The organism is Sphingopyxis sp. (genome assembly GCF_035998905.1).
GTDB lineage: Bacteria > Pseudomonadota > Alphaproteobacteria > Sphingomonadales > Sphingomonadaceae > Sphingopyxis.
This window is the reverse complement of record NZ_DASYHG010000009.1, coordinates 112591-129633: the sequence shown is the minus strand read 5'-3', so window position 1 is coordinate 129633 and position 17043 is coordinate 112591. Positions and strand designations below refer to the sequence as shown.

Here is a 17043-nt window from a genome sequence, read left to right as displayed (position 1 = left end):
GGTTCGATCCGTGCCCGAGAGGGAGAAGGCAAATGAATCTGACCGACATCCTGGCGCAGGCCGGCGGGATCGAATCGATGGCGAACCAGCTGGGCATTCCGCCCGCGATGGCCAAACAGGGCGCCGACGCGCTGCTTCCCGCGATCCTCGGCGGCTTCAAGAAACAGGCGCAATCGGGCGGCGGGGTCGAAGGCCTCGGCGGGTTGCTCGGCCAGCTCGGCGGCGGCGGGCTGCTCGATTCGGTGCTGGGATCGGCGCCAACCCCGGTCGAACAGGGCAATGACGTGCTTGGCCAGATTTTCGGGTCGAAGGACGTCAGCCGCACTGTGGCCGGGCAGGCGGCGGCGCAGACCGGGATCGATTCGGGCATCCTCAAACAGATGCTGCCGATCCTCGCGATGATGGCCGCGGGCTATATGGCGAAGCAGGGCGGCCAGTCGGGTGAGAGCGGCGGCCTTGGCGGAATGCTCGGCAATGTGCTTGGCGGCGCGATGGGCGGCGGCGCGTCCTCGGCTGGTGGCCTCGGCGGCCTTGGAAAGATGCTCGACATGGACGGCGACGGCAATCCGCTCGACGACATCATGGGCATGGTGAACAAGATGCGCGGATAGATACCGCCCCTCCCGCTTGCGGGAGGGGAAGCATCATGCGGCCATCAGGCGCAATTCCTCACGGAAATCCTCGTCCACCCCGATGCGGCTTCGCATCGGGGTGACGACAGCATCGGCATCGGCGTCGCCTTCTTCGAACAGGGCGCAGGCCGCTTCGCCGCCGCGTGCGAGGCTGAAGCGCTGTGCGACCTTGCCGGTCGGCCGGAACCCGAGCTTCCGCAGCACCGCGCCCGACGCCGGATTGTCGACGAAGTGGCCTGCCGACAGCTTCGGCATGTTCATCGCGCGTGCGATATTGACGAGCTGGCGTCCGGCCTCCGTCGCGAAGCCGAGACCCCAATAGGGCCGCGCGATCCAATAGCCCATTTCGAGGTCACCCTCAGGACTCGGTCCGATTCCGCAGCCGCCAACGAGGCGCGGCGCGCCGCCGGTGCGGGCGAAGATCAGGAAACGCGGCTGGTCGGGATCGAGCGGCTTGCTCAAAAATTCCTGTGCCTGCGCTTCACCATAGGGCCAGGGGGCGGTCGCGAGATTGCGGACCACCGCTTCCTCGCCGATCGCCCTTGCGAGCGCGGGGGCGTCTTCCAGCCAGCCGGGCCGCAGCAACAGTCTTTCGGTACGCGCGAACATGTCTTCTAACTCCCAATTCCTGTCGCCTTGGCGCCAGATGGTGACGCTTTGACGACATTCGATATGGAGGGAGATGGACGGCCCCGTTTTCGCGCCCGATCGTCACAAGTGACGGATTCTGGACAAGAAAAAAGGGAGACAAGGGGTGACCCGTCTCCCTCTTTTCGAACTTTGTTCCCGCTTGGTGCGGAAAGGACCGTTCCGGGTCATCCCTGTGGACGACCCTGGAAGATCGTCCTTATTCGGCGGCTTCCGCCATGGCGTCGACCGACACATATTTGCGGCCAAGCTTGCCATCGTGGAATCGGACCTGGCCGTCCGCGGTCGCGAACAGGGTGTGGTCCTTGCCCATGCCAACGTTGACACCCGGGTAAACCTTGGTGCCGCGCTGGCGCACGATAATGTTGCCGCCGATCACTTCCTGACCGCCGAACTTCTTCACGCCAAGGCGGCGGCCGGCTGAGTCGCGACCGTTGCGCGAAGAACCGCCTGCTTTCTTATGTGCCATGACTGATGCTCCTTAATTCGTTCGAGAGAGAGGCCGAGCCGCGTTGCCGCGCTCAGGCTTCCTTCTTGGGGGCTGCCTTCTTGGCAGCGGGCTTCTTTTCGGCGGCGGCTTCGGCCTTCGGGGCAGCAGCCTTCTTCGGCGCGGCTTCCTTGGCGGGAGCAGCCTTGGCTTCGGCAGCCGGGGCGGCTTCGGCCTTCGGAGCGGCTTCCTTCTTCGGCGCGGCCTTCTTGGCATCGCCGACGGCGAGGATGCGCAGCAGCGTCAGCGACTGGCGGTGGCCGTTGCGGCGACGATAATTGTGCCGGCGGCGCTTCTTGAAGACGATGACCTTTTCGCCGCGCGTCTGGGCGATGATCTCGGCCGAAACGACGAGGCCTTCGGCGCTCTTCACTTCGCCGCCGTCACCGGCCAGCAGGATGTCGCCCAGCGACACGGTGTCGCCAGCTTCACCGTCGATCTTTTCAACGGCGATCTTGTCTCCAGCGGCGACGCGATACTGCTTGCCGCCCGTGCGCACGATTGCGAACATGGTCTTCCATCCAATCAGAAACTAAAACACCCGCGCTGCCAGTCACCCGCCAAAGCAGGCGATTTTTCCGGCAAGCGGGAAAGTCAGCGCCACTAGCGAGCCGGGGCCGTGCTGTCAACCGCATATTTCCGCGCTTTTTGTCCGAAAGTGCGGCGCGGGGTCGATTATCGGTCGCGCCGCCGATTCGGCACTTGCTGCGCCGTCGGTGCGACCATATCAGGGGCGGTGATGATGCGCGCCATTCTTTTCGTTCCGCTGCTGCTGTCGCTGCCCGCCTGCGCGACGACGCAGGTCAGCGATGGACCCTCGCTGGCGAAGCGCGCGGTCGAGGGGCGATTCGATGTCGCGCCGCCCGCGGTCGTTGTGGCGCCTCCAGGGCCGCTGCCCGCCGATCTGGCGGGCCGCCTCGCGCGCTGGGAATCGGACGCTGCCGCCGGCCAACAGGGCTTTGCCGCCGAACGCGGCACGGCCGCATCGCTCGTGTCGGCTGCGGCAGGCGCGCCCGTTGCCAGCGAGCGCTGGGTCGTCGCGCAACAGGCGATCTCGCGGCTGAGCGCGGCCCGCGCGCCGCTCACCGCCGCGCTCGCCGACATCGACCGCCTCTATCTCGAACGCAGCATCGACGAGCAGGTCGACGGCCTGCCCGACATTTATGCGCTCCGCGACCGGCTCGCCGACCTCGCGTCGACGCAGGATGCGGTGATCGAGGCGCTGAACAGCCAGCTGCCGGGGCAATAAGTTCCATTTAATCGTCATGCCGGACTTGATCCGGCATCCACGACCGCGCGTGCCGCATGGACCCCGGATCAAGTCCGGGGTGACGATGATGGATTGGATCGGCCTACTGGTTCAGCCCATGCTTTTTCAGCGCATGACGTATCTGGTCATAGCTTAGCCCCAGCGCTTCGGCCGCGACCTTCTGGTTGAAGCGGCAGCGCGCCATCGTGTCGGCAAGGATCGCCTTCTCATATCCGTCAACCGCGGCGCGCAGGTCGCTCACCGGGCCAGGGGGCGGCGCGAGCGCCGGTGCGGCATCGGTTGCGGGCGCTCCCGGTGCTTCGGCCTTCGCGGCGGGCTTGCGCGTCACCGGTTGCCAGGGGCTGGCGAAGGGATCGAAGCTCAGCGCGTCGACGGGCTTCGACGGATCGGCCCAGCGATAGATTGCGCGTTCGATCACATTGCGCAGTTCGCGGACATTACCCGGCCAGTCGTGCCCCTCCATCGCCGCGAGCGCGCGCGGGCCGAAACCGGGCCATTCGTCCCAGCCGAGCACCGCGGCCATGCGCTGCCCGAAATAGGTCGCGAGCACCTCGATGTCGCCTTCGCGGGCGCGCAACGGGGGCAGGGTGATGACTTCGAACGACAGCCGGTCGAGCAGGTCGGCGCGGAAGCGGTTGTCGTCGACGAGTGCGGGCAGATGCTCGTTCGTCGCGGCGACGATGCGGACGTCGACGCGGATCGGGCGCGACGAGCCGACGCGCGTGACCTCGCCATATTCGACCGCGCGCAGCAGCCGCTCCTGCGCGCCCATCGACATCGTCGCGAGCTCGTCGAGGAACAATGTGCCGCCATCGGCCTCCTCGAACCGCCCTGCACGCGTGCGCGTTGCGCCGGTGAAGGCGCCCGCTTCGTGTCCGAACAATTCGGATTCGATCAGCGTTTCGGGCATCGCGGCGCAGTTCATGATGACATAGGGGCGGTCCCAGCGCGTCGACAGGCGGTGGAGGCGCTCGGCGATGAGCTCCTTGCCGGTGCCGCGCTCGCCGATCACCAGCACCGGGCGGTCGAGCGACGCCGCAAGGCTCGCGCGTTCGACCGCATCCTGGAAGGCCGCCGACTGGCCGATGAATTGCGTTTCGCGCTCCATTCCCAATCATTGGCAAATTTTCCCGCTGATTGGCAAGGAGAATCGATCTCGTCAGTGGTTTCTGCATGAAGTTGCCCAGTTTTCCGTCTGTTCCGCCAATTGGCACGCCTCCTGCAAAGATTTCATCGAACCGGCGCATCACGCTCCGGTGCAGCGAAAAACAGGAAGGTTGACCCATGAAGACGATGTTTGCCCAGGCCGCTACGTTCGCGCTCAGCGCGGTGGGTGCACTGGCGATTTTCGTCGGTGCAATCGACCAGCCTGCGATTGCCGCCAGCCTTGCCGGTTCCCCGGCCGGCCCGCTGACGGTCGCTGCTTCCACCCCGGCGGTCAGCGCTCTGGCCTGACCGGCACTGGTGCCGGGGCACTCTCCCCCCTTGCCCCGCCCCGGCACCAGCCTTTCTTAAAAAGACAATGGTCTCAAGTTTTCGACAGGAGTTTCAAATGGGTATTTTCTCACGAACCCGCGACATCATCGCCGCCAACGTCACCGACCTGCTCGACCGGGCCGAAGACCCGGAAAAGATGATCCGCCAGATCATCTTCGAGATGAACGAAACGCTCGTCGAAGTTCGCGCCTCCGCCGCCCGCACGATCGCGGACCAGAAGGAAATGCGCCGCCACATCGCCAAGCTCGAAAGCCTGCAGGACAGCTGGAAGGAAAAGGCCGAACTCGCACTGTCGAAGGACCGCGAAGACCTCGCCACCGCCGCGCTCGTCGAAAAGCAGAAGGCCGGCGACATGGCCGACCGCCTGAAGGCCGAGATCGCCGTTCTCGACGACGCGCTGACCGGTTATGAAGCCGATATCGCGAAGCTGCAGAAGAAGCTTTCGGAAGCGCGTGCGCGCCAGTCGAGCGTCGTCAACCGCCTCGAAAGCGCCGAGAACCGGTACAAGCTGCGCGAAATGACCAACGGCGACCGCGTCGAGGATGCCTTCTCGCGCTTCGAAGTGCTCGAACGCCGCGTCGACGAAGCCGAAGGCCGCGCCGATGCGCTCAGCCTCGGCTACAAGAAGTCGCTCGACGAAGAGATCGCCGAGCTTCAGGCCGCCGACAAGATCGCCGACGAGCTCGCCGCGCTGAAAGCCGCGCAGGCCAAGAAATAAGGAGCCGGACCGATGGAAGAGATCATCATTGTCCCGATCGTCATCGGAACGCTCTTCCTCGGTCTGCCCTGGCTGATCCTCCACTACATCACGAAGTGGAAGCAGGCCAAGACGCTGACCGGAGAAGATGAACAGCTGCTCGACGAACTTTACGATACCGCACGGCGCCTCGAAAACCGCCTGCACACCGTCGAACGCATCATCAGCGCCGACCATCCCGACTTCCGCCCCGCGGTACGTAGCGATGAAGAACTGGCGCAAATCGAAAACTATAAGACCAGGAGGAACTGAGATGTCTGCCAGCCGCACGAAATTCTATCTCGACAAGCAGAACGCGAAATGGAGCGGTGTGTGCTCGGGGATCGCGGACTATAGCGGGATTGACGTCCTCTGGGTCCGTGTCGGGGCAGTGCTCCTCACCCTGATGGGCGGTTTTCCCTGGACACTGATCGCTTATTGGATGGTCGCCTGGATGGGCACGCCGAAACCCTTCGCGCTCTATGGCTCGAACGAGGAAGCGAAATTCTGGCAGGGCGTCCGGTCGAACCCCAGCGCGTCGACCCGCGACATCCGCTCGCGCTTCCGCGACATCGATCGCCGGCTTGCCGACATCGAGCAATATTACACCAGCCACAACCGCCGTCTCGCCGACGAGATCGACGCACTCCGCTGATCGGGCCTCAAGCGGAAACGGCAACAGGGAGACAAGGAATGAATTTCGGTGGCACCACTTTCGTCCTCGCCATCATCGCACTGTCGATCGGCGGCTGGATGTTCACCACCTGGATCCGCGCTAAGCACGGCTATCCCGTCGAGAATGAATGGGGCGGCACGGTTCATCGAACCGACCCCGACGCTGATCGAAAAATCGCGCTGCTGACTGATGACAACGCCAAGCTGGCGGGGCAGGTCAGCCGGCTGGAAGAACGGATTTCGGTGCTCGAACGCATCGCGACCGAAAATAATGGTCAGGCGGCGGAGCTCGCCAACCAGATCGACCGCCTGCGCTGAGAGGATAGAAGACAATGAATCTGGATGTCCTGAACACCATCGCCCCCGTCGCCGCGATCGTCGGCCTGGCCGGGGTCGCCGGATGGGTCTTCACGACCTGGATCCGCGTCAAGAACGGTTATCCGCTCGAAAATAGCTGGGGCAAGGCGATCTATCCGAAAACCAGCGATGAGGCGATGGAACGCGTCAAGCTTATCAGCCAGGAAAATGCCCAGCTGCGCGCCGAACTCGGCTCTGTGAAGGATCGCCTCGCGGTGATCGAGCGCATCGTCACCGATGAGGGTCACCGGCTGAGCCACGAGATCGAGGCGCTGCGGCGCCCCTCGAACTGAAGGAACGAACATGGAAGCCATTGTCATCCTCATGATCGTCGTCGGGCTGCCCGTCACGCTCGGCATCGGTTATGCCGCGTACGAGCGTCACCTGAAGTTCAAGGAGCGGCAGTTCAAGGCGATCACCAACGAGACCGCCGAAAAGGCCGCGCAATATGCGGCGCAGACCGAACGGCTGGAGGCGCGCGTTCGCGTTCTCGAGCGCATCGTTACCGACAAGGGAATTGATGTCGCCGACGAGATCGAAAAGCTGCGCGACGCCCCGCTGAACTAAAACAAAGATATACGGAAAGGAACCTCCCCATGGGCCCGTTTGAAATGGTTGTCGGCATCGTCCTGATCGTGACCATCGGCAGCATCGTTCGCGCCAAGCACGGCATCCGTCGCGATCACAAGGGCGGCGACTATTTCGTCGCCACCGACAATAGCGAGACCAAGGCGCTGCAGGCCGAAATCCGCGCACTCAAGGATCGCATCCAGGTGCTCGAACGCATCGCCACCGACAACAACCGCGCCGTCACCCTCGACCAGGAAATCGAGAAGCTGCGCGACAGCAGCAAAATCTGAACGCTGGCAAAGGAGCAACGCTCATGGCCTTCATCACTCCTGACTTCACCGCCGCCGCTATCGCGCTCACCGCGCTGAGCATCGTCAGCCTGGTTGCGTTGCGTGGCTGGCGCGACTGGATCCAGCTCAAGCGCGATGAACTCGCGGCGGGTCACGCGCCGCTGGCGCAGGATCCGGGCGTACCGCATGCCGGGTCGCGGATCGAAATCGCCGACCTCAAGGAACGGCTGCGCAAGCTCGAAGCGATCGCGGCCGGGGTCGACCTCTAACCGACCCTTTCCCTTCCACGGCACCGGCCCGCTCCCCTGTCAGTCGCCATCCGTCCGGTGGCTGACAGGGGAGCGGGCCGGTGTCGTTTCAGGCCCCTTCCAACTTGACGGCTTCTGTGCGAGGGGCGCGGCCATGCGCAGCCTCACCGACATCTTCGACGAATATGACTTCCTCGACGGCGACGATCGCTATCGCCTGCTGATCGAGCTGGGCCGCACGCTCGAACCGATGCCCGACGCGCTCAAGACCGACGCGACGCTCGTGCGCGGTTGCTCGGCGAGCGTCTGGGTCTATCCGGTGCCGCGCGAAGACGGGCAGCTCCATTTCCTCGCCGACAGCAATGCCGCGATCACCAAGGGCATCGTCGCGCTCGTCCTCGCCGCAGTGCAGGACAAGCCCGCCGCCGAGGTGGCCGCGATGGACGTTGCGGCCGCGCTCGCCCCCTTTGACCTCACGCGCCAGCTTTCGTCGAACCGCACGCAGGGCGTGCCCAACATGATCGCTCTCGTCCAGGACACCGCGCGGCGTATCGCCGCGGGCTGATCGCCGCACCGGCACCGCCTCGCGGGGCGGCTACCTTACCCCCCAAAGAAAAAGGGCGCGGAAGTTGCCTCCCGCGCCCCGTTTCGTGTCTGCCGTCAGGCTTAGAAGGCCACAACCATCGAACCGATGAAGGTCCGCGGGGCGCCGATCTGGGTGAACGGAACCGTGTTGTCCGCCAGCTGGCCATCGAAACCGCCGACATAGAGCTTGTCGAACACGTTGGTGATGTTGAGCTGGAGGTAGACCTTGTCGCCAAGACCGGCCCAATCGAGCTTCAGGCGGGCGTCGAGGTCGACCAGCGTGTAGCCCGGTGCCTTCGCACCATAGACCGGCGTGTTGGGACGGCCATCGACGGTCTGCAGCAGCGGCAGGTTCTGGTCGTTCACATAACGCGGGCCGGTGTACTTGGCCTGCGCACCCAGCGAGATCGGACCGATATCGCCCTGGACGCGACCGCCGAGGGTGAAGGTCGGCGAACCCGATTCGCGCTTACCCTTGGTGAGGGCGAACGCGGGAGCACCGACAGTCGTGCAAAGGAACTGGCCGGCTGCAACCTGCGCCGCGTTACAGATGCCGTTCTGGACATTGTCCTTGATCTTCGACTTCAGGTACGAACCGAACGCATAGACCGAGAATTCGGGGATCGGGCGGACCGAAACGCTGGCGTCGATACCATATTTGTCGACGCGGCCGAGGTTGCGATAAACGTTACGCTCGGTTTCCGGGTCGAACGACGAGGCGAGACGATCGTTGAAGATCGTGTACCACACGCCGGCCTGTGCCTGGATCTGGCTGGTGCGGTAGCGCAGGCCAAGGTCGAAGTTGTCGGTCGTTTCCGGAACCGGGTTCGCCGATTCGGTGTCGTTCGGGAAGAAGAACGCGTTGTATAGGTTGTCCGTACCCGGGACCTGCACGCCCTTCGAATAGTTCGCGAAGACGCTCATGTCGTCGGTCACGTTATAGGTCAGGCCGACGTTCGGCGTGAACTTGTTGTACTTGCGGATACGCTGCTGCGGACCCTGGACCGGCGAGGTGACGCCCGGACCCGTCGTGACCGTCGGGTTGGCCGCGAGCCAGGCGGCGAGGCCGGCGGTGTTGGTGCCGAAGCATTCGACAAAACCGGTCACGCTCGACGTGGCGCAATAGTTGGTCAGGTCGCGCTTGAACATCTTGTACGAACCGCCTGCCTGCACGGTCAGCGCACCGAATTCGCCGCGATATTCGCCGCCGAACAGGTTCAGCGTCGCGATCGACTTGCGGTCACGCTTTTGCAGGACGTTGCCATCGACATCCTTCAGCGGATCGTTGACCGCGAACGGGTCGGTCGGCTGGCCGTCGAGGCGCAGCATGTTGGTTTCGCCGGTCTGGCGGTGGCGCGCGCGTTCATAGCTGTAGAAGACGCGGAACGTGTGGTCGCCCATTTCATAGCGCAGGCCGGTGATCAGGCCGTAGCGGTTGGTCTGCGTCTGGCTGGGCGCGAGAACGCGAACCGTGTCGAGCAGGTCGCCGTCACCGTTGAGGTCGCGGCCGAAATAGGGCGTGCCGCCGATATAGCCGGTCTGGCAGCTGACGAACGGGCCGTTGGGCGTCGTGTTGCAGTTCGAGTTGGTCGGCGTGGTGCCCACGAACGGGTTGGGGTTGACGTCGCGGCGCGCTTCCTGCGCGACGACGGTGCCGCCGCCATTCGCCTTGGTGTACTGGAAGCTCGGGTCGACCGTCAGGACGAGACCTTCGGCGAGCGTGAAGCGCGAGTTGACGCGGACGTTGCCGGTGTTCGACGGGTTCATGCGCTCGTCGAAAGTCGAGCCGCAGCTGTTCGCGACGTCGGCCTGGCCGGCGCGGGCGACCGTGTTGATCTGGCAACGCGCGATGCCATAGTCGCGGTCGTCCTTGTCCTGCGGGAAGATGTTGGGGACGAAGTTCGTCGCGTTATTGTTAAAATTGCGCAGCGGAACCGAGCCGAAGAAATTGTTGCGGTTCTCGTTGTAATGGCCCGACACCGCGACGAAGTCGCCGTCTTCGCCGATCGGCTGATAGATCTTGCCGTTGAACTGCTTCTTGTTGATGCGGCCGCGGTGCGCTTTCAGGACGGGACCGTCGACATTGCCGAACACGGTGTCGTTGGTCGCCGAGCTGCCCGAGATGAAGGCGCGCGTGCCCCACGGGGTCAGCACGCCGGTGTCGACCATGCCGAAGATGCGGAAGAAGTTGAAGTCACCGGCCGAACCGACGACCTTCACGCCGAACTCTTCGCTCGGGGTGCGCGTGCGATAGTTGACGGTCGAACCCGAAGCGGCGGCGGTCGGGCTGTCGACGTCGGTCGAGCCGAGGTTGACGTTGACCTGATCGATCAGTTCAGGGTCGAGCTGCTGGTTCGAATAGAGCGCATAGTTGCCCGAATCGTTGAGCGGCACGCCGTCGAACGTCTGGCTGATGCGCGTGTTGTCGAAACCGCGGATCGACATCTTGCCGCCGGCCGAACCGAACGGATCGTTGTTCTGGAAGCTGACGCCCGGAAGCTGGTTGATCAGGTCGTTGACGGTCTGGCCGGGCGTCTGGCGCTCGATGAATTCCTGGGTCAGGACGGCCTTGGCCTTCGTCGTGTCGGGCGTGATCACGCCGGCGACGCCCTGGTTCGTGCGCGAACCGGTGACGATGATCTCGTTTTCGAAGTCCTGCGAGCCCGTCGACTGGGCGAAAGCGGGCGTGGACAGCAGCGCGACCGGGATCAGCGCAACGCTGGCGGCAAGCGTGTGACGGAATTTCATTTCAGGATTTCCCCTTTGGTGGTGCATTTGGCAGGCGCACAAATGGGGCGCGCCAAACCTGCGAGCGCCCCTGAAGCCCGCATGTGGCACGATTGTGACAGCAATTGTGACAGTGCAACCCGCGAGCGGCGCGGCTGCTGGCGAACCGCTAAAAAAGCGCGAATTTGCGTAAGGCTTGCGGATTTATCCACAGGCGTGGATGCGTTTTTTCCGGCAACTGTTGCTGCAATGCAACATAAAGGGCGCCCCGAGGGGCGCCCCCTTGCGACTCAGGCGGCGTCGCCAGCCGCTTCTTTCGTCTTGTCGGCATAGACGCGTACCGGGTCCTTGCGGCCCTCGACGACATCCTTGTCGACGACGATCTCGACGACATCGGCAAGGTCGGGCAGGTCGAACATCGTGTCGAGCAGGATAGCCTCGACAATCGAGCGCAGCCCGCGCGCGCCGGTCTTGCGTTCGATCGCCTTTTTGGCGACCGCAACCAGCGCATCGTCGGTGAAGGTCAGCGCGACCTCTTCGAGGTCGAATAGCTTCTTATACTGTTTGACCAGCGCATTCTTGGGCTCGCCGAGGATCTTGACCAGCGCATCGACGTCGAGATCCTCGAGCGTCGCGATCACGGGCAGGCGGCCGACGAATTCGGGGATCAGGCCGAACTTCAGCAGATCCTCGGGCTCGATTTGCTTGAGCACTTCGCCGCTGCGCCGCTCGTCGGGGCCGGCGACATGCGCGCCGAAACCGATCGACTTGCCCTGCAGGCGGTCGCCGATGATCTTTTCGAGTCCGCTGAACGCGCCGCCCGCGATGAACAGGATATTCGTCGTGTCGACCTGCAGGAATTCCTGCTGCGGATGCTTGCGGCCGCCCTGCGGCGGAACGCTCGCGGTCGTGCCTTCCATCAGCTTGAGCAGCGCCTGCTGCACGCCTTCGCCCGACACGTCGCGCGTGATCGACGGATTTTCGGCCTTGCGGCTGATCTTGTCGATCTCGTCGATGTAAACGATGCCGCGCTGCGCCTTTTCGACATTATAGTCGCTGGCCTGGAGCAGCTTCAGGATGATGTTCTCGACATCCTCGCCGACATAGCCGGCTTCGGTGAGCGTCGTCGCATCGGCCATGGTGAAGGGCACGTCGAGGAAACGCGCGAGCGTCTGTGCGAGCAAGGTCTTGCCGCTGCCAGTCGGGCCGACGAGCAGAATGTTCGACTTCGCGAGTTCGACGTCGTCGCCGCGGCCGCTGTTCGCGAGGCGCTTGTAATGATTGTGCACCGCGACCGACAGCACGCGCTTGGCGGTGTTCTGGCCGATCACATAGGCGTCGAGATGCTGGCAGATTTCCAGCGGGGTCGGCACCGCGCCATCCTTGCGCGCGGCGACGCCGCCCTTGATCTCTTCGCGGATGATGTCGTTGCACAGCTCGACGCATTCGTCGCAGATGAACACGGTCGGTCCGGCAATCAGCTTGCGGACTTCGTGCTGCGACTTGCCGCAGAAGGAGCAGTAAAGGGTGCTCTTGCTGTCCGAGCCACTCAATTTCGTCATAAAACTTCCTATGGCATGCCCAAAAGGGGCAACGCCGCCTTTATCCTAGTCCCCGGTCACCCAATTACAATATGGCAATTGGGTGACACGGGTACAATGTCCCGCGTAGCGCCGGAGGGCGAAGCGGTCGTCAAGAAACGCGGTTAAGGAGCCTTTTCGGGGCCCGCGCCGCGCCTTGTCGAATCAGGGCGTCGGGCCTTCGCTCACATCCTTCGGCGCTTCGTCGCCGGGAAGGCCGGGACGACGGTCATAGACATGGTCGACGAGGCCGAATGCCTTGGCTTCGTCGGCTTCGAGGAAGGTGTCGCGGTCCATCGCCTTTTCGATCTCTTTCAGCGACTTGCCGGTATATTTCACATAGAGGTCGTTCATCCGCTTGCGGATGCGCAGGATTTCCTTGGCCTGGATCTCGATGTCCGAAGCCATGCCGCGCGCGCCGCCCGACGGCTGGTGGACCATCACACGAGCGTTGGTCAGCGCGACGCGCATCCCGGGTTCGCCCGCGGCGAGCAGGAAGCTGCCCATCGATGCCGCCTGGCCGATGCACACCGTGCCGACGCGCGGGCGGATGTACTGCATCGTGTCGTGGATCGCCATGCCCGCCGTGACGACGCCGCCCGGCGAGTTGATGTACATATAGATGTCCTTCTTCGGATTCTCCGATTCGAGGAACAGCAATTGGGCGACGATCAGCGAGGCCATATTGTCCTCGACCTCGCCGGTGACGAAGACGATCCGTTCGCGCAGCAGGCGGGAGAAAATGTCGAAGCTGCGTTCGCCGCGGCTCGTCTGTTCGACGACGACGGGAACCAGGGCTGCGAGCGGGTCGATCATTGGAATTTCGTCCTTATGTTTCCGGGATGCCGTGCCGAGAACCGGCGGGCTGGCCCCTCCGACGTTCTACATCGTCGCCAAGCGGAGCTCTTTCAAGGGGGCAAAAAGAAAGGGCGGGAAAGTCCCGCCCCGTTCCGTTTGTCCATTTTCGGGTCAGTCACCCTCGCCGGGCTCGGGCGAGAAGAGCGTCTCGAACTTGTTCTCGACGCCCTTGAACTCGTCGGCGTCCGCCGGCGTTTCCTTCTTGACCGTGATGTTCGGCCATTCGGCGCTGAACTTGGCGTTCACCTCGAGCCACTTTTCGAGGCCGCTCTCGGTGTCGGGCAGGATCGCTTCGGCGGGGCATTCGGGCTCGCACACGCCGCAGTCGATGCACTCGTTCGGATTGATGACGAGCATATTCTCGCCCTCATAGAAACAGTCGACGGGACACACCTCGACACAGTCCATATATTTGCACCGGACGCAGGCATCGGTGACGACATAGGTCATGGGTTTTCGGCTCCCTCACATGACGGCGAACGGGCCGTCAGACTCTCATACCGGCTCGCCTCTATGCCGCGTGACGGCGGTGCGTCAACGCTAAGCGACAGTTGCGAATCACTCTCATTGATTAGTGCGATCGGGCTGTTCGGGGTGCAAAGCATTTCCATCGGCGTCGATAGCGGGCGGCGCGGGATCGGCGGGGGCGGGGCCGAGCCGCTCGTAGCAGGCCTGTGCCTCGGTTGCCGGGCCGCGGCGCGGCGGCAACGAAAGCAGGCGGATGACCTCGATCCGCTCGCCGACCGGCAGCACCAGCGTCGCACCGGCGTGGACCGCGCACGATGACCGGGTGATGCGCCGCCCGTCGAGCCTTATATGCCCCGCCGCGACCATCGCCTGCGCGATGCTGCGCGAGCGCGCGAAGCGCAGATACCAAAGCAGCTTGTCCAGCCGGATGCTGCCCGCGGCGCCGGGGCTCGTCATCAGTCCTTGCGCGCGTCCGCGAGCAGCGCGGCAAGGCCCGCGAAGGGGCTGTTGGGGGACGGGCCGCGCCGCTCCGGTCGATCGGGACGCGGCGGGCGGGGGGTGTCGACGCGCGGCTTGTCGGCCTTGCCGCGCTTGCCCTTCGCCTGATGCGCGGGCGCGCGCCGCGCTTCGCCATTCGCAGCGGCGCGGGGCGGTCCACCGGTATTTTTGCGATGCGGCTTGCGGCGCGGGCGTTTGTCGGGCTTGCGCAGCCCCGACCAGCGCCAGCGCTGGAGCGCGGGTTCGCCGACGCCGCGAAAGCCGAAGCTGCCGAGCAGCGCGCGGCGCGTCTCCTCGTCGAGCCCGAGCGAGGTCGCGAGTGCGGGGTCGATGACGAAGCCGGGGGGCGGCGCGGCGGCCACCCCTTCATGCTCATCGGTGGCGCCGGCATCATCGTGATGTTCTTCGGCGGCGCTCACGATCGGTGCGGTCGGCGGCGCGGCCGCCTGCATCCGCGCGGCATGCGCCTGCCGCGCCAGCTTTTCGGCCATGTCGATGCGCAGCCAGCCCGAAGCGCAGCGGCGGAACCCCGCGATCGTCAGCCCGGCGTGGTTGCCGGTCTTTTGCAGCACCGCGCCGTGCGGCGGCAGCGCCGGCACCGGCGTTCCCTGCTGCGCCGCGACCAGCGCCGCGCGCCAGCGCACCGCCTCGGGCTTGAGCAAGAGCGGGTGGAAGATGTCGAGCGAGCCGATGGTGAAGCCGAGCTTGCGCAGCTGCGGCCGCTCCTCGGGCGTCAGCGCATTGAGCTGATCCTCGACCGCCGCGCGGCCGATCGTGCCGCTGTTGTCGGTGAGCGCGGCGAGCAGCGCGCGGACGCGGGGCGGGGTGAACAGGTCGCCCGCCGCCTCGCCCATCGCGGCGAGCGGCCCGGCGTGGCGCGCAAGTTGCGTCGCGACAAACCGCTGAAGGCGCTCGGAAATAGCCTGCACCTGTCCGGGTTCGAGCCGCCGCAGCGACGGATCGATCTGGATCGCCGGCTGGACGAGCGTTGGCCCGCGCGCGAGGCTGGCGATGGCGTGGCCGTGCCAGGCGAGGCGCGGCGCGGTTCCCGGTTCGGCGATCAGCGACAGCGCGCTGTCGTCGCCCTCCGCCAGCGCGGTTGCCCGGCGGGCGAGTTCGGCGCGCAGATGCTTTTCGGCGGCTGCGAGCAGCATGCGGTGATCGCTCGCCTTGGCGACCGGATCGACCTTGAACTGAAAGCCCTTGAGGGTGCCGATCGGTTCGCCGTCGACCGCGACGGTGCCGTCGGCGCCGACCGCGACGGGCAGCGCGGCGTTGCGCTGCCCCGCGTCGCGGAGCAGCAGCGCGAGCCGCCGGTCGACGAAACGCTGCGCGAGCGCGGCATGCAATGCGTCGGACAGGCGCGATTCGAGCGCCTGCGTCTGTTCGGTCCACCCTGCCGCGCCCGCGATCCAGTCGCCGCGCTGCGCGATGAAGCAGAGCGTGCGCACCGCGGCGATGCGGCTCGCGAGCTGGTCGATATCGCCCTCGACATCGTTCAGCCGCGCGAGGCGGCGCGCAAACCAGTCGGGGTCGATCATCCCGTCGCCGGTCGTGCGCCACTGCCATAGCTTGAACACGGTGCGGCTGTGATGTTCGGCACCCAATTGTTCGAAATCGGGGAGGCCGCACACGTCCCAAAGGCGCTGGACCGCATCGAAATCGCCGCCGCGCGCGCGCACCTCCATATCGCCCGCGAGATGCTTGAGAACCGCGATATCGACCGCCTCGGGCGCGGCGCGCAGCATCGGTTGCGTGGGCGGTTGCGCAAGATCGGACAAAAGCTGGTCGAGCGACCCGAAACCCGGCGTCGGATTGCGCCAGAACAGGCTCGCGAGTGGCGAGAAATGATGTCCCTCGATCGCGGCGATTTCCTCGGGGGTGAAGCCGCCCTGCGGCAGGCCGACGGTGCCGAAGCTGCCGTCCTGCTGGTGGCGTCCGGCGCGGCCGGCGATCTGCGCCATCTCCGAAATCGTCAGGCGGCGGAGGCGCCGCCCGTCGAATTTTTGTAAGGAGCCGAAGGCGACATGCTGGACATTGAGGTTCAGCCCCATGCCGATCGCATCGGTCGCGACGAGATAGTCGACCTCGCCCGCCTCGAACATCGCGACCTGGGCATTGCGGGTTCGTGGGCTGAGCGCGCCCATCACCACCGCGGCGCCGCCCGAAAAGCGGCGCAGCATTTCGGCGATGGCGTACACCTCCTCGGCCGAGAAGGCGACGATCGCCGATCGTTTGGGCAGGCGCGACAGTTTCGACGATCCGGCATAACTCAATGTCGAAAAGCGCGGCCGCGTGATGATCTCGGCATCGGGCACGAGCCCCTTGACCAGACCCTTGATGCTCGCCGAGCCCAGGATCATCGTTTCCTCGCGTCCGCGCGCGCGCAGCAGCCGGTCGGTAAAGACATGGCCGCGTTCGGGATCGGCGCCGAGCTGCGCCTCGTCGATGCCGACAAAGGCGACGTCGCGCTCGACCGGCAGCGCTTCCATCGTGCCGAGCAGGTAGCGCGCGTCGGGCGGGATGATTCGCTCTTCGCCGGTGACGAGGCCGACTTGCGCCGCGCCTTTGATCGCGACGACGCGGTCGTACACTTCGCGCGCGAGGAGGCGCAGCGGAAAGCCGATCATGCCGCTCGAACGGGCGGTCAGGCGCTCGACCGCCAAATGGGTTTTGCCGGTGTTGGTGGGGCCAAGGACAGCCTTGACCGGCTGGGAGGAGGTTGACGTCATTTTCTTGGCTGCCAAGCTGGCATGGGTGCGGGCGCGGCGCAACAGGCGATCGCCCGATGGCAGTATCGAGGCCGATTTTTCATCGAGGCTTGCATATTATCCCAACCCCCACACGCCTTGCCGCAAGGCGCATCGGCAAAAGGGGCATTAAATTGACTTTAACGACCTTTCTTTACAGACAACGC

General features: G+C 64.9%; 22 protein-coding genes. 12 read left to right on the top strand and 10 right to left on the bottom strand.

Going from position 1 to position 17043, the window contains the following annotated elements:
• The first annotated feature begins 32 nt into the window (after window positions 1–32).
• Complete coding sequence (locus tag VGN62_RS02955; RefSeq protein ID WP_327451013.1) at window positions 33–611, top strand: DUF937 domain-containing protein; 579 nt, start codon at window positions 33–35, stop codon at window positions 609–611.
• Window positions 612–644: 33 nt separating this feature from the next.
• Here the strand turns inward: VGN62_RS02955 and VGN62_RS02950 are convergent, their stop codons facing one another.
• The 3 genes from VGN62_RS02950 to rplU all read right to left on the bottom strand — a co-directional run bounded on the left by VGN62_RS02950 (window position 645) and on the right by rplU (window position 2278).
• A complete protein-coding gene (locus VGN62_RS02950) occupies window positions 645–1241 on the bottom strand; it encodes a GNAT family N-acetyltransferase (RefSeq protein WP_327451012.1) in 597 nt (198 codons plus the stop codon).
• A gap of 238 nt (window positions 1242–1479) precedes the next feature.
• The gene (gene rpmA / locus VGN62_RS02945) at window positions 1480–1749 is read right to left on the bottom strand and encodes a 50S ribosomal protein L27 (protein ID WP_037513604.1); all 270 of its coding nucleotides are present in this window, start codon (window positions 1747–1749) and stop codon (window positions 1480–1482) included.
• A 52-nt stretch (window positions 1750–1801) separates the two neighbouring features.
• Entirely contained in the window at window positions 1802–2278 is a 477-nt protein-coding gene (gene rplU, locus VGN62_RS02940) for a 50S ribosomal protein L21 (RefSeq protein ID WP_327451009.1), read from the bottom strand.
• Between the two features lie 231 nt (window positions 2279–2509).
• On the opposite strand from rplU, the gene VGN62_RS02935 reads away from it, so the two are divergent.
• Window positions 2510–3016 (top strand): hypothetical protein, encoded by a 507-nt coding sequence (locus VGN62_RS02935; RefSeq protein WP_327451007.1) that lies wholly within the window; start codon window positions 2510–2512, stop codon window positions 3014–3016.
• Window positions 3017–3119: 103 nt separating this feature from the next.
• Here VGN62_RS02935 and pspF read toward each other — a convergent pair whose 3' ends face one another.
• Entirely contained in the window at window positions 3120–4145 is a 1026-nt protein-coding gene (gene pspF / locus VGN62_RS02930) for a phage shock protein operon transcriptional activator (RefSeq protein ID WP_327451005.1), read from the bottom strand.
• A 176-nt stretch (window positions 4146–4321) separates the two neighbouring features.
• Here pspF and VGN62_RS02925 point away from each other — a divergent pair, with 176 nt between their 5' ends.
• The 10 genes from VGN62_RS02925 (at window position 4322) to VGN62_RS02880 (ending at window position 7975) form a co-directional block, all read left to right on the top strand.
• Window positions 4322–4492, top strand: a complete 171-nt coding sequence (locus VGN62_RS02925) for a hypothetical protein (protein WP_327451003.1) — start codon at window positions 4322–4324, stop codon at window positions 4490–4492.
• 97 nt (window positions 4493–4589) lie between these two features.
• Window positions 4590–5252: a phage shock protein PspA gene (gene pspA / locus VGN62_RS02920; protein ID WP_327451001.1), complete on the top strand. Its 663-nt coding sequence runs from the start codon at window positions 4590–4592 to the stop codon at window positions 5250–5252.
• Window positions 5253–5264: 12 nt separating this feature from the next.
• Complete coding sequence (gene pspB, locus VGN62_RS02915; protein ID WP_327450999.1) at window positions 5265–5543, top strand: envelope stress response membrane protein PspB; 279 nt, start codon at window positions 5265–5267, stop codon at window positions 5541–5543.
• A gap of 1 nt (window position 5544) precedes the next feature.
• Entirely contained in the window at window positions 5545–5925 is a 381-nt protein-coding gene (gene pspC / locus VGN62_RS02910) for an envelope stress response membrane protein PspC (protein ID WP_294031779.1), read from the top strand.
• A gap of 38 nt (window positions 5926–5963) precedes the next feature.
• A complete protein-coding gene (locus VGN62_RS02905) occupies window positions 5964–6263 on the top strand; it encodes a hypothetical protein (protein WP_327450994.1) in 300 nt (99 codons plus the stop codon).
• 14 nt (window positions 6264–6277) lie between these two features.
• Entirely contained in the window at window positions 6278–6595 is a 318-nt protein-coding gene (locus VGN62_RS02900; RefSeq protein ID WP_327450992.1) for a hypothetical protein, read from the top strand.
• 10 nt (window positions 6596–6605) lie between these two features.
• Complete coding sequence (locus VGN62_RS02895; RefSeq protein WP_327450990.1) at window positions 6606–6869, top strand: hypothetical protein; 264 nt, start codon at window positions 6606–6608, stop codon at window positions 6867–6869.
• Between the two features lie 29 nt (window positions 6870–6898).
• Complete coding sequence (locus tag VGN62_RS02890) at window positions 6899–7162, top strand: hypothetical protein (RefSeq protein ID WP_192647240.1); 264 nt, start codon at window positions 6899–6901, stop codon at window positions 7160–7162.
• 23 nt (window positions 7163–7185) lie between these two features.
• Window positions 7186–7431: a hypothetical protein gene (locus VGN62_RS02885; RefSeq protein WP_327450987.1), complete on the top strand. Its 246-nt coding sequence runs from the start codon at window positions 7186–7188 to the stop codon at window positions 7429–7431.
• A 133-nt stretch (window positions 7432–7564) separates the two neighbouring features.
• Window positions 7565–7975 (top strand): SufE family protein, encoded by a 411-nt coding sequence (locus VGN62_RS02880; RefSeq protein ID WP_327450985.1) that lies wholly within the window; start codon window positions 7565–7567, stop codon window positions 7973–7975.
• 101 nt (window positions 7976–8076) lie between these two features.
• On the opposite strand, the gene VGN62_RS02875 is transcribed toward VGN62_RS02880, so the two are convergent.
• The 6 genes from VGN62_RS02875 to VGN62_RS02850 form a co-directional block, all read right to left on the bottom strand.
• Complete coding sequence (locus VGN62_RS02875; RefSeq protein ID WP_327450983.1) at window positions 8077–10743, bottom strand: TonB-dependent receptor; 2667 nt, start codon at window positions 10741–10743, stop codon at window positions 8077–8079.
• A gap of 269 nt (window positions 10744–11012) precedes the next feature.
• Complete coding sequence (clpX, locus tag VGN62_RS02870) at window positions 11013–12284, bottom strand: ATP-dependent Clp protease ATP-binding subunit ClpX (protein WP_327450980.1); 1272 nt, start codon at window positions 12282–12284, stop codon at window positions 11013–11015.
• Window positions 12285–12467: 183 nt separating this feature from the next.
• A complete protein-coding gene (gene clpP / locus VGN62_RS02865) occupies window positions 12468–13118 on the bottom strand; it encodes an ATP-dependent Clp endopeptidase proteolytic subunit ClpP (RefSeq protein ID WP_327450978.1) in 651 nt (216 codons plus the stop codon).
• Between the two features lie 153 nt (window positions 13119–13271).
• On the bottom strand, window positions 13272–13610 hold the full coding sequence (gene fdxA, locus VGN62_RS02860) for a ferredoxin FdxA (RefSeq protein WP_192647234.1): 339 nt from the start codon (window positions 13608–13610) through the stop codon (window positions 13272–13274).
• Between the two features lie 114 nt (window positions 13611–13724).
• Window positions 13725–14084, bottom strand: a complete 360-nt coding sequence (locus tag VGN62_RS02855) for an RNA-binding S4 domain-containing protein (protein WP_327450973.1) — start codon at window positions 14082–14084, stop codon at window positions 13725–13727.
• Window positions 14084–16858 (bottom strand): helicase-related protein, encoded by a 2775-nt coding sequence (locus VGN62_RS02850; RefSeq protein ID WP_327450971.1) that lies wholly within the window; start codon window positions 16856–16858, stop codon window positions 14084–14086. The genes VGN62_RS02855 and VGN62_RS02850 overlap by 1 nt, the downstream gene beginning before the upstream one ends.
• Window positions 16859–17043 lie beyond the last annotated feature (185 nt).

Excerpts from the sequence above, each read along its gene's own strand:
- VGN62_RS02955 (WP_327451013.1), top strand. The coding sequence starts at position 33 with ATGAATCTGACCGACATCCTGGCGCAGGCCGGCGGGATCGAATCGATG.
- VGN62_RS02950 (WP_327451012.1), bottom strand. The coding sequence starts at position 1,241 with ATGTTCGCGCGTACCGAAAGACTGTTGCTGCGGCCCGGCTGGCTGGAA.
- rpmA (WP_037513604.1), bottom strand. The coding sequence starts at position 1,749 with ATGGCACATAAGAAAGCAGGCGGTTCTTCGCGCAACGGTCGCGACTCA.
- rplU (WP_327451009.1), bottom strand. The coding sequence starts at position 2,278 with ATGTTCGCAATCGTGCGCACGGGCGGCAAGCAGTATCGCGTCGCCGCT.
- VGN62_RS02935 (WP_327451007.1), top strand. The coding sequence starts at position 2,510 with ATGCGCGCCATTCTTTTCGTTCCGCTGCTGCTGTCGCTGCCCGCCTGC.
- pspF (WP_327451005.1), bottom strand. The coding sequence starts at position 4,145 with ATGGAGCGCGAAACGCAATTCATCGGCCAGTCGGCGGCCTTCCAGGAT.
- VGN62_RS02925 (WP_327451003.1), top strand. The coding sequence starts at position 4,322 with ATGAAGACGATGTTTGCCCAGGCCGCTACGTTCGCGCTCAGCGCGGTG.
- pspA (WP_327451001.1), top strand. The coding sequence starts at position 4,590 with ATGGGTATTTTCTCACGAACCCGCGACATCATCGCCGCCAACGTCACC.
- pspB (WP_327450999.1), top strand. The coding sequence starts at position 5,265 with ATGGAAGAGATCATCATTGTCCCGATCGTCATCGGAACGCTCTTCCTC.
- pspC (WP_294031779.1), top strand. The coding sequence starts at position 5,545 with ATGTCTGCCAGCCGCACGAAATTCTATCTCGACAAGCAGAACGCGAAA.
- VGN62_RS02905 (WP_327450994.1), top strand. The coding sequence starts at position 5,964 with ATGAATTTCGGTGGCACCACTTTCGTCCTCGCCATCATCGCACTGTCG.
- VGN62_RS02900 (WP_327450992.1), top strand. The coding sequence starts at position 6,278 with ATGAATCTGGATGTCCTGAACACCATCGCCCCCGTCGCCGCGATCGTC.
- VGN62_RS02895 (WP_327450990.1), top strand. The coding sequence starts at position 6,606 with ATGGAAGCCATTGTCATCCTCATGATCGTCGTCGGGCTGCCCGTCACG.
- VGN62_RS02890 (WP_192647240.1), top strand. The coding sequence starts at position 6,899 with ATGGGCCCGTTTGAAATGGTTGTCGGCATCGTCCTGATCGTGACCATC.
- VGN62_RS02885 (WP_327450987.1), top strand. The coding sequence starts at position 7,186 with ATGGCCTTCATCACTCCTGACTTCACCGCCGCCGCTATCGCGCTCACC.
- VGN62_RS02880 (WP_327450985.1), top strand. The coding sequence starts at position 7,565 with ATGCGCAGCCTCACCGACATCTTCGACGAATATGACTTCCTCGACGGC.
- VGN62_RS02875 (WP_327450983.1), bottom strand. The coding sequence starts at position 10,743 with ATGAAATTCCGTCACACGCTTGCCGCCAGCGTTGCGCTGATCCCGGTC.
- clpX (WP_327450980.1), bottom strand. The coding sequence starts at position 12,284 with ATGACGAAATTGAGTGGCTCGGACAGCAAGAGCACCCTTTACTGCTCC.
- clpP (WP_327450978.1), bottom strand. The coding sequence starts at position 13,118 with ATGATCGACCCGCTCGCAGCCCTGGTTCCCGTCGTCGTCGAACAGACG.
- fdxA (WP_192647234.1), bottom strand. The coding sequence starts at position 13,610 with ATGACCTATGTCGTCACCGATGCCTGCGTCCGGTGCAAATATATGGAC.
- VGN62_RS02855 (WP_327450973.1), bottom strand. The coding sequence starts at position 14,084 with ATGACGAGCCCCGGCGCCGCGGGCAGCATCCGGCTGGACAAGCTGCTT.
- VGN62_RS02850 (WP_327450971.1), bottom strand. The coding sequence starts at position 16,858 with ATGACGTCAACCTCCTCCCAGCCGGTCAAGGCTGTCCTTGGCCCCACC.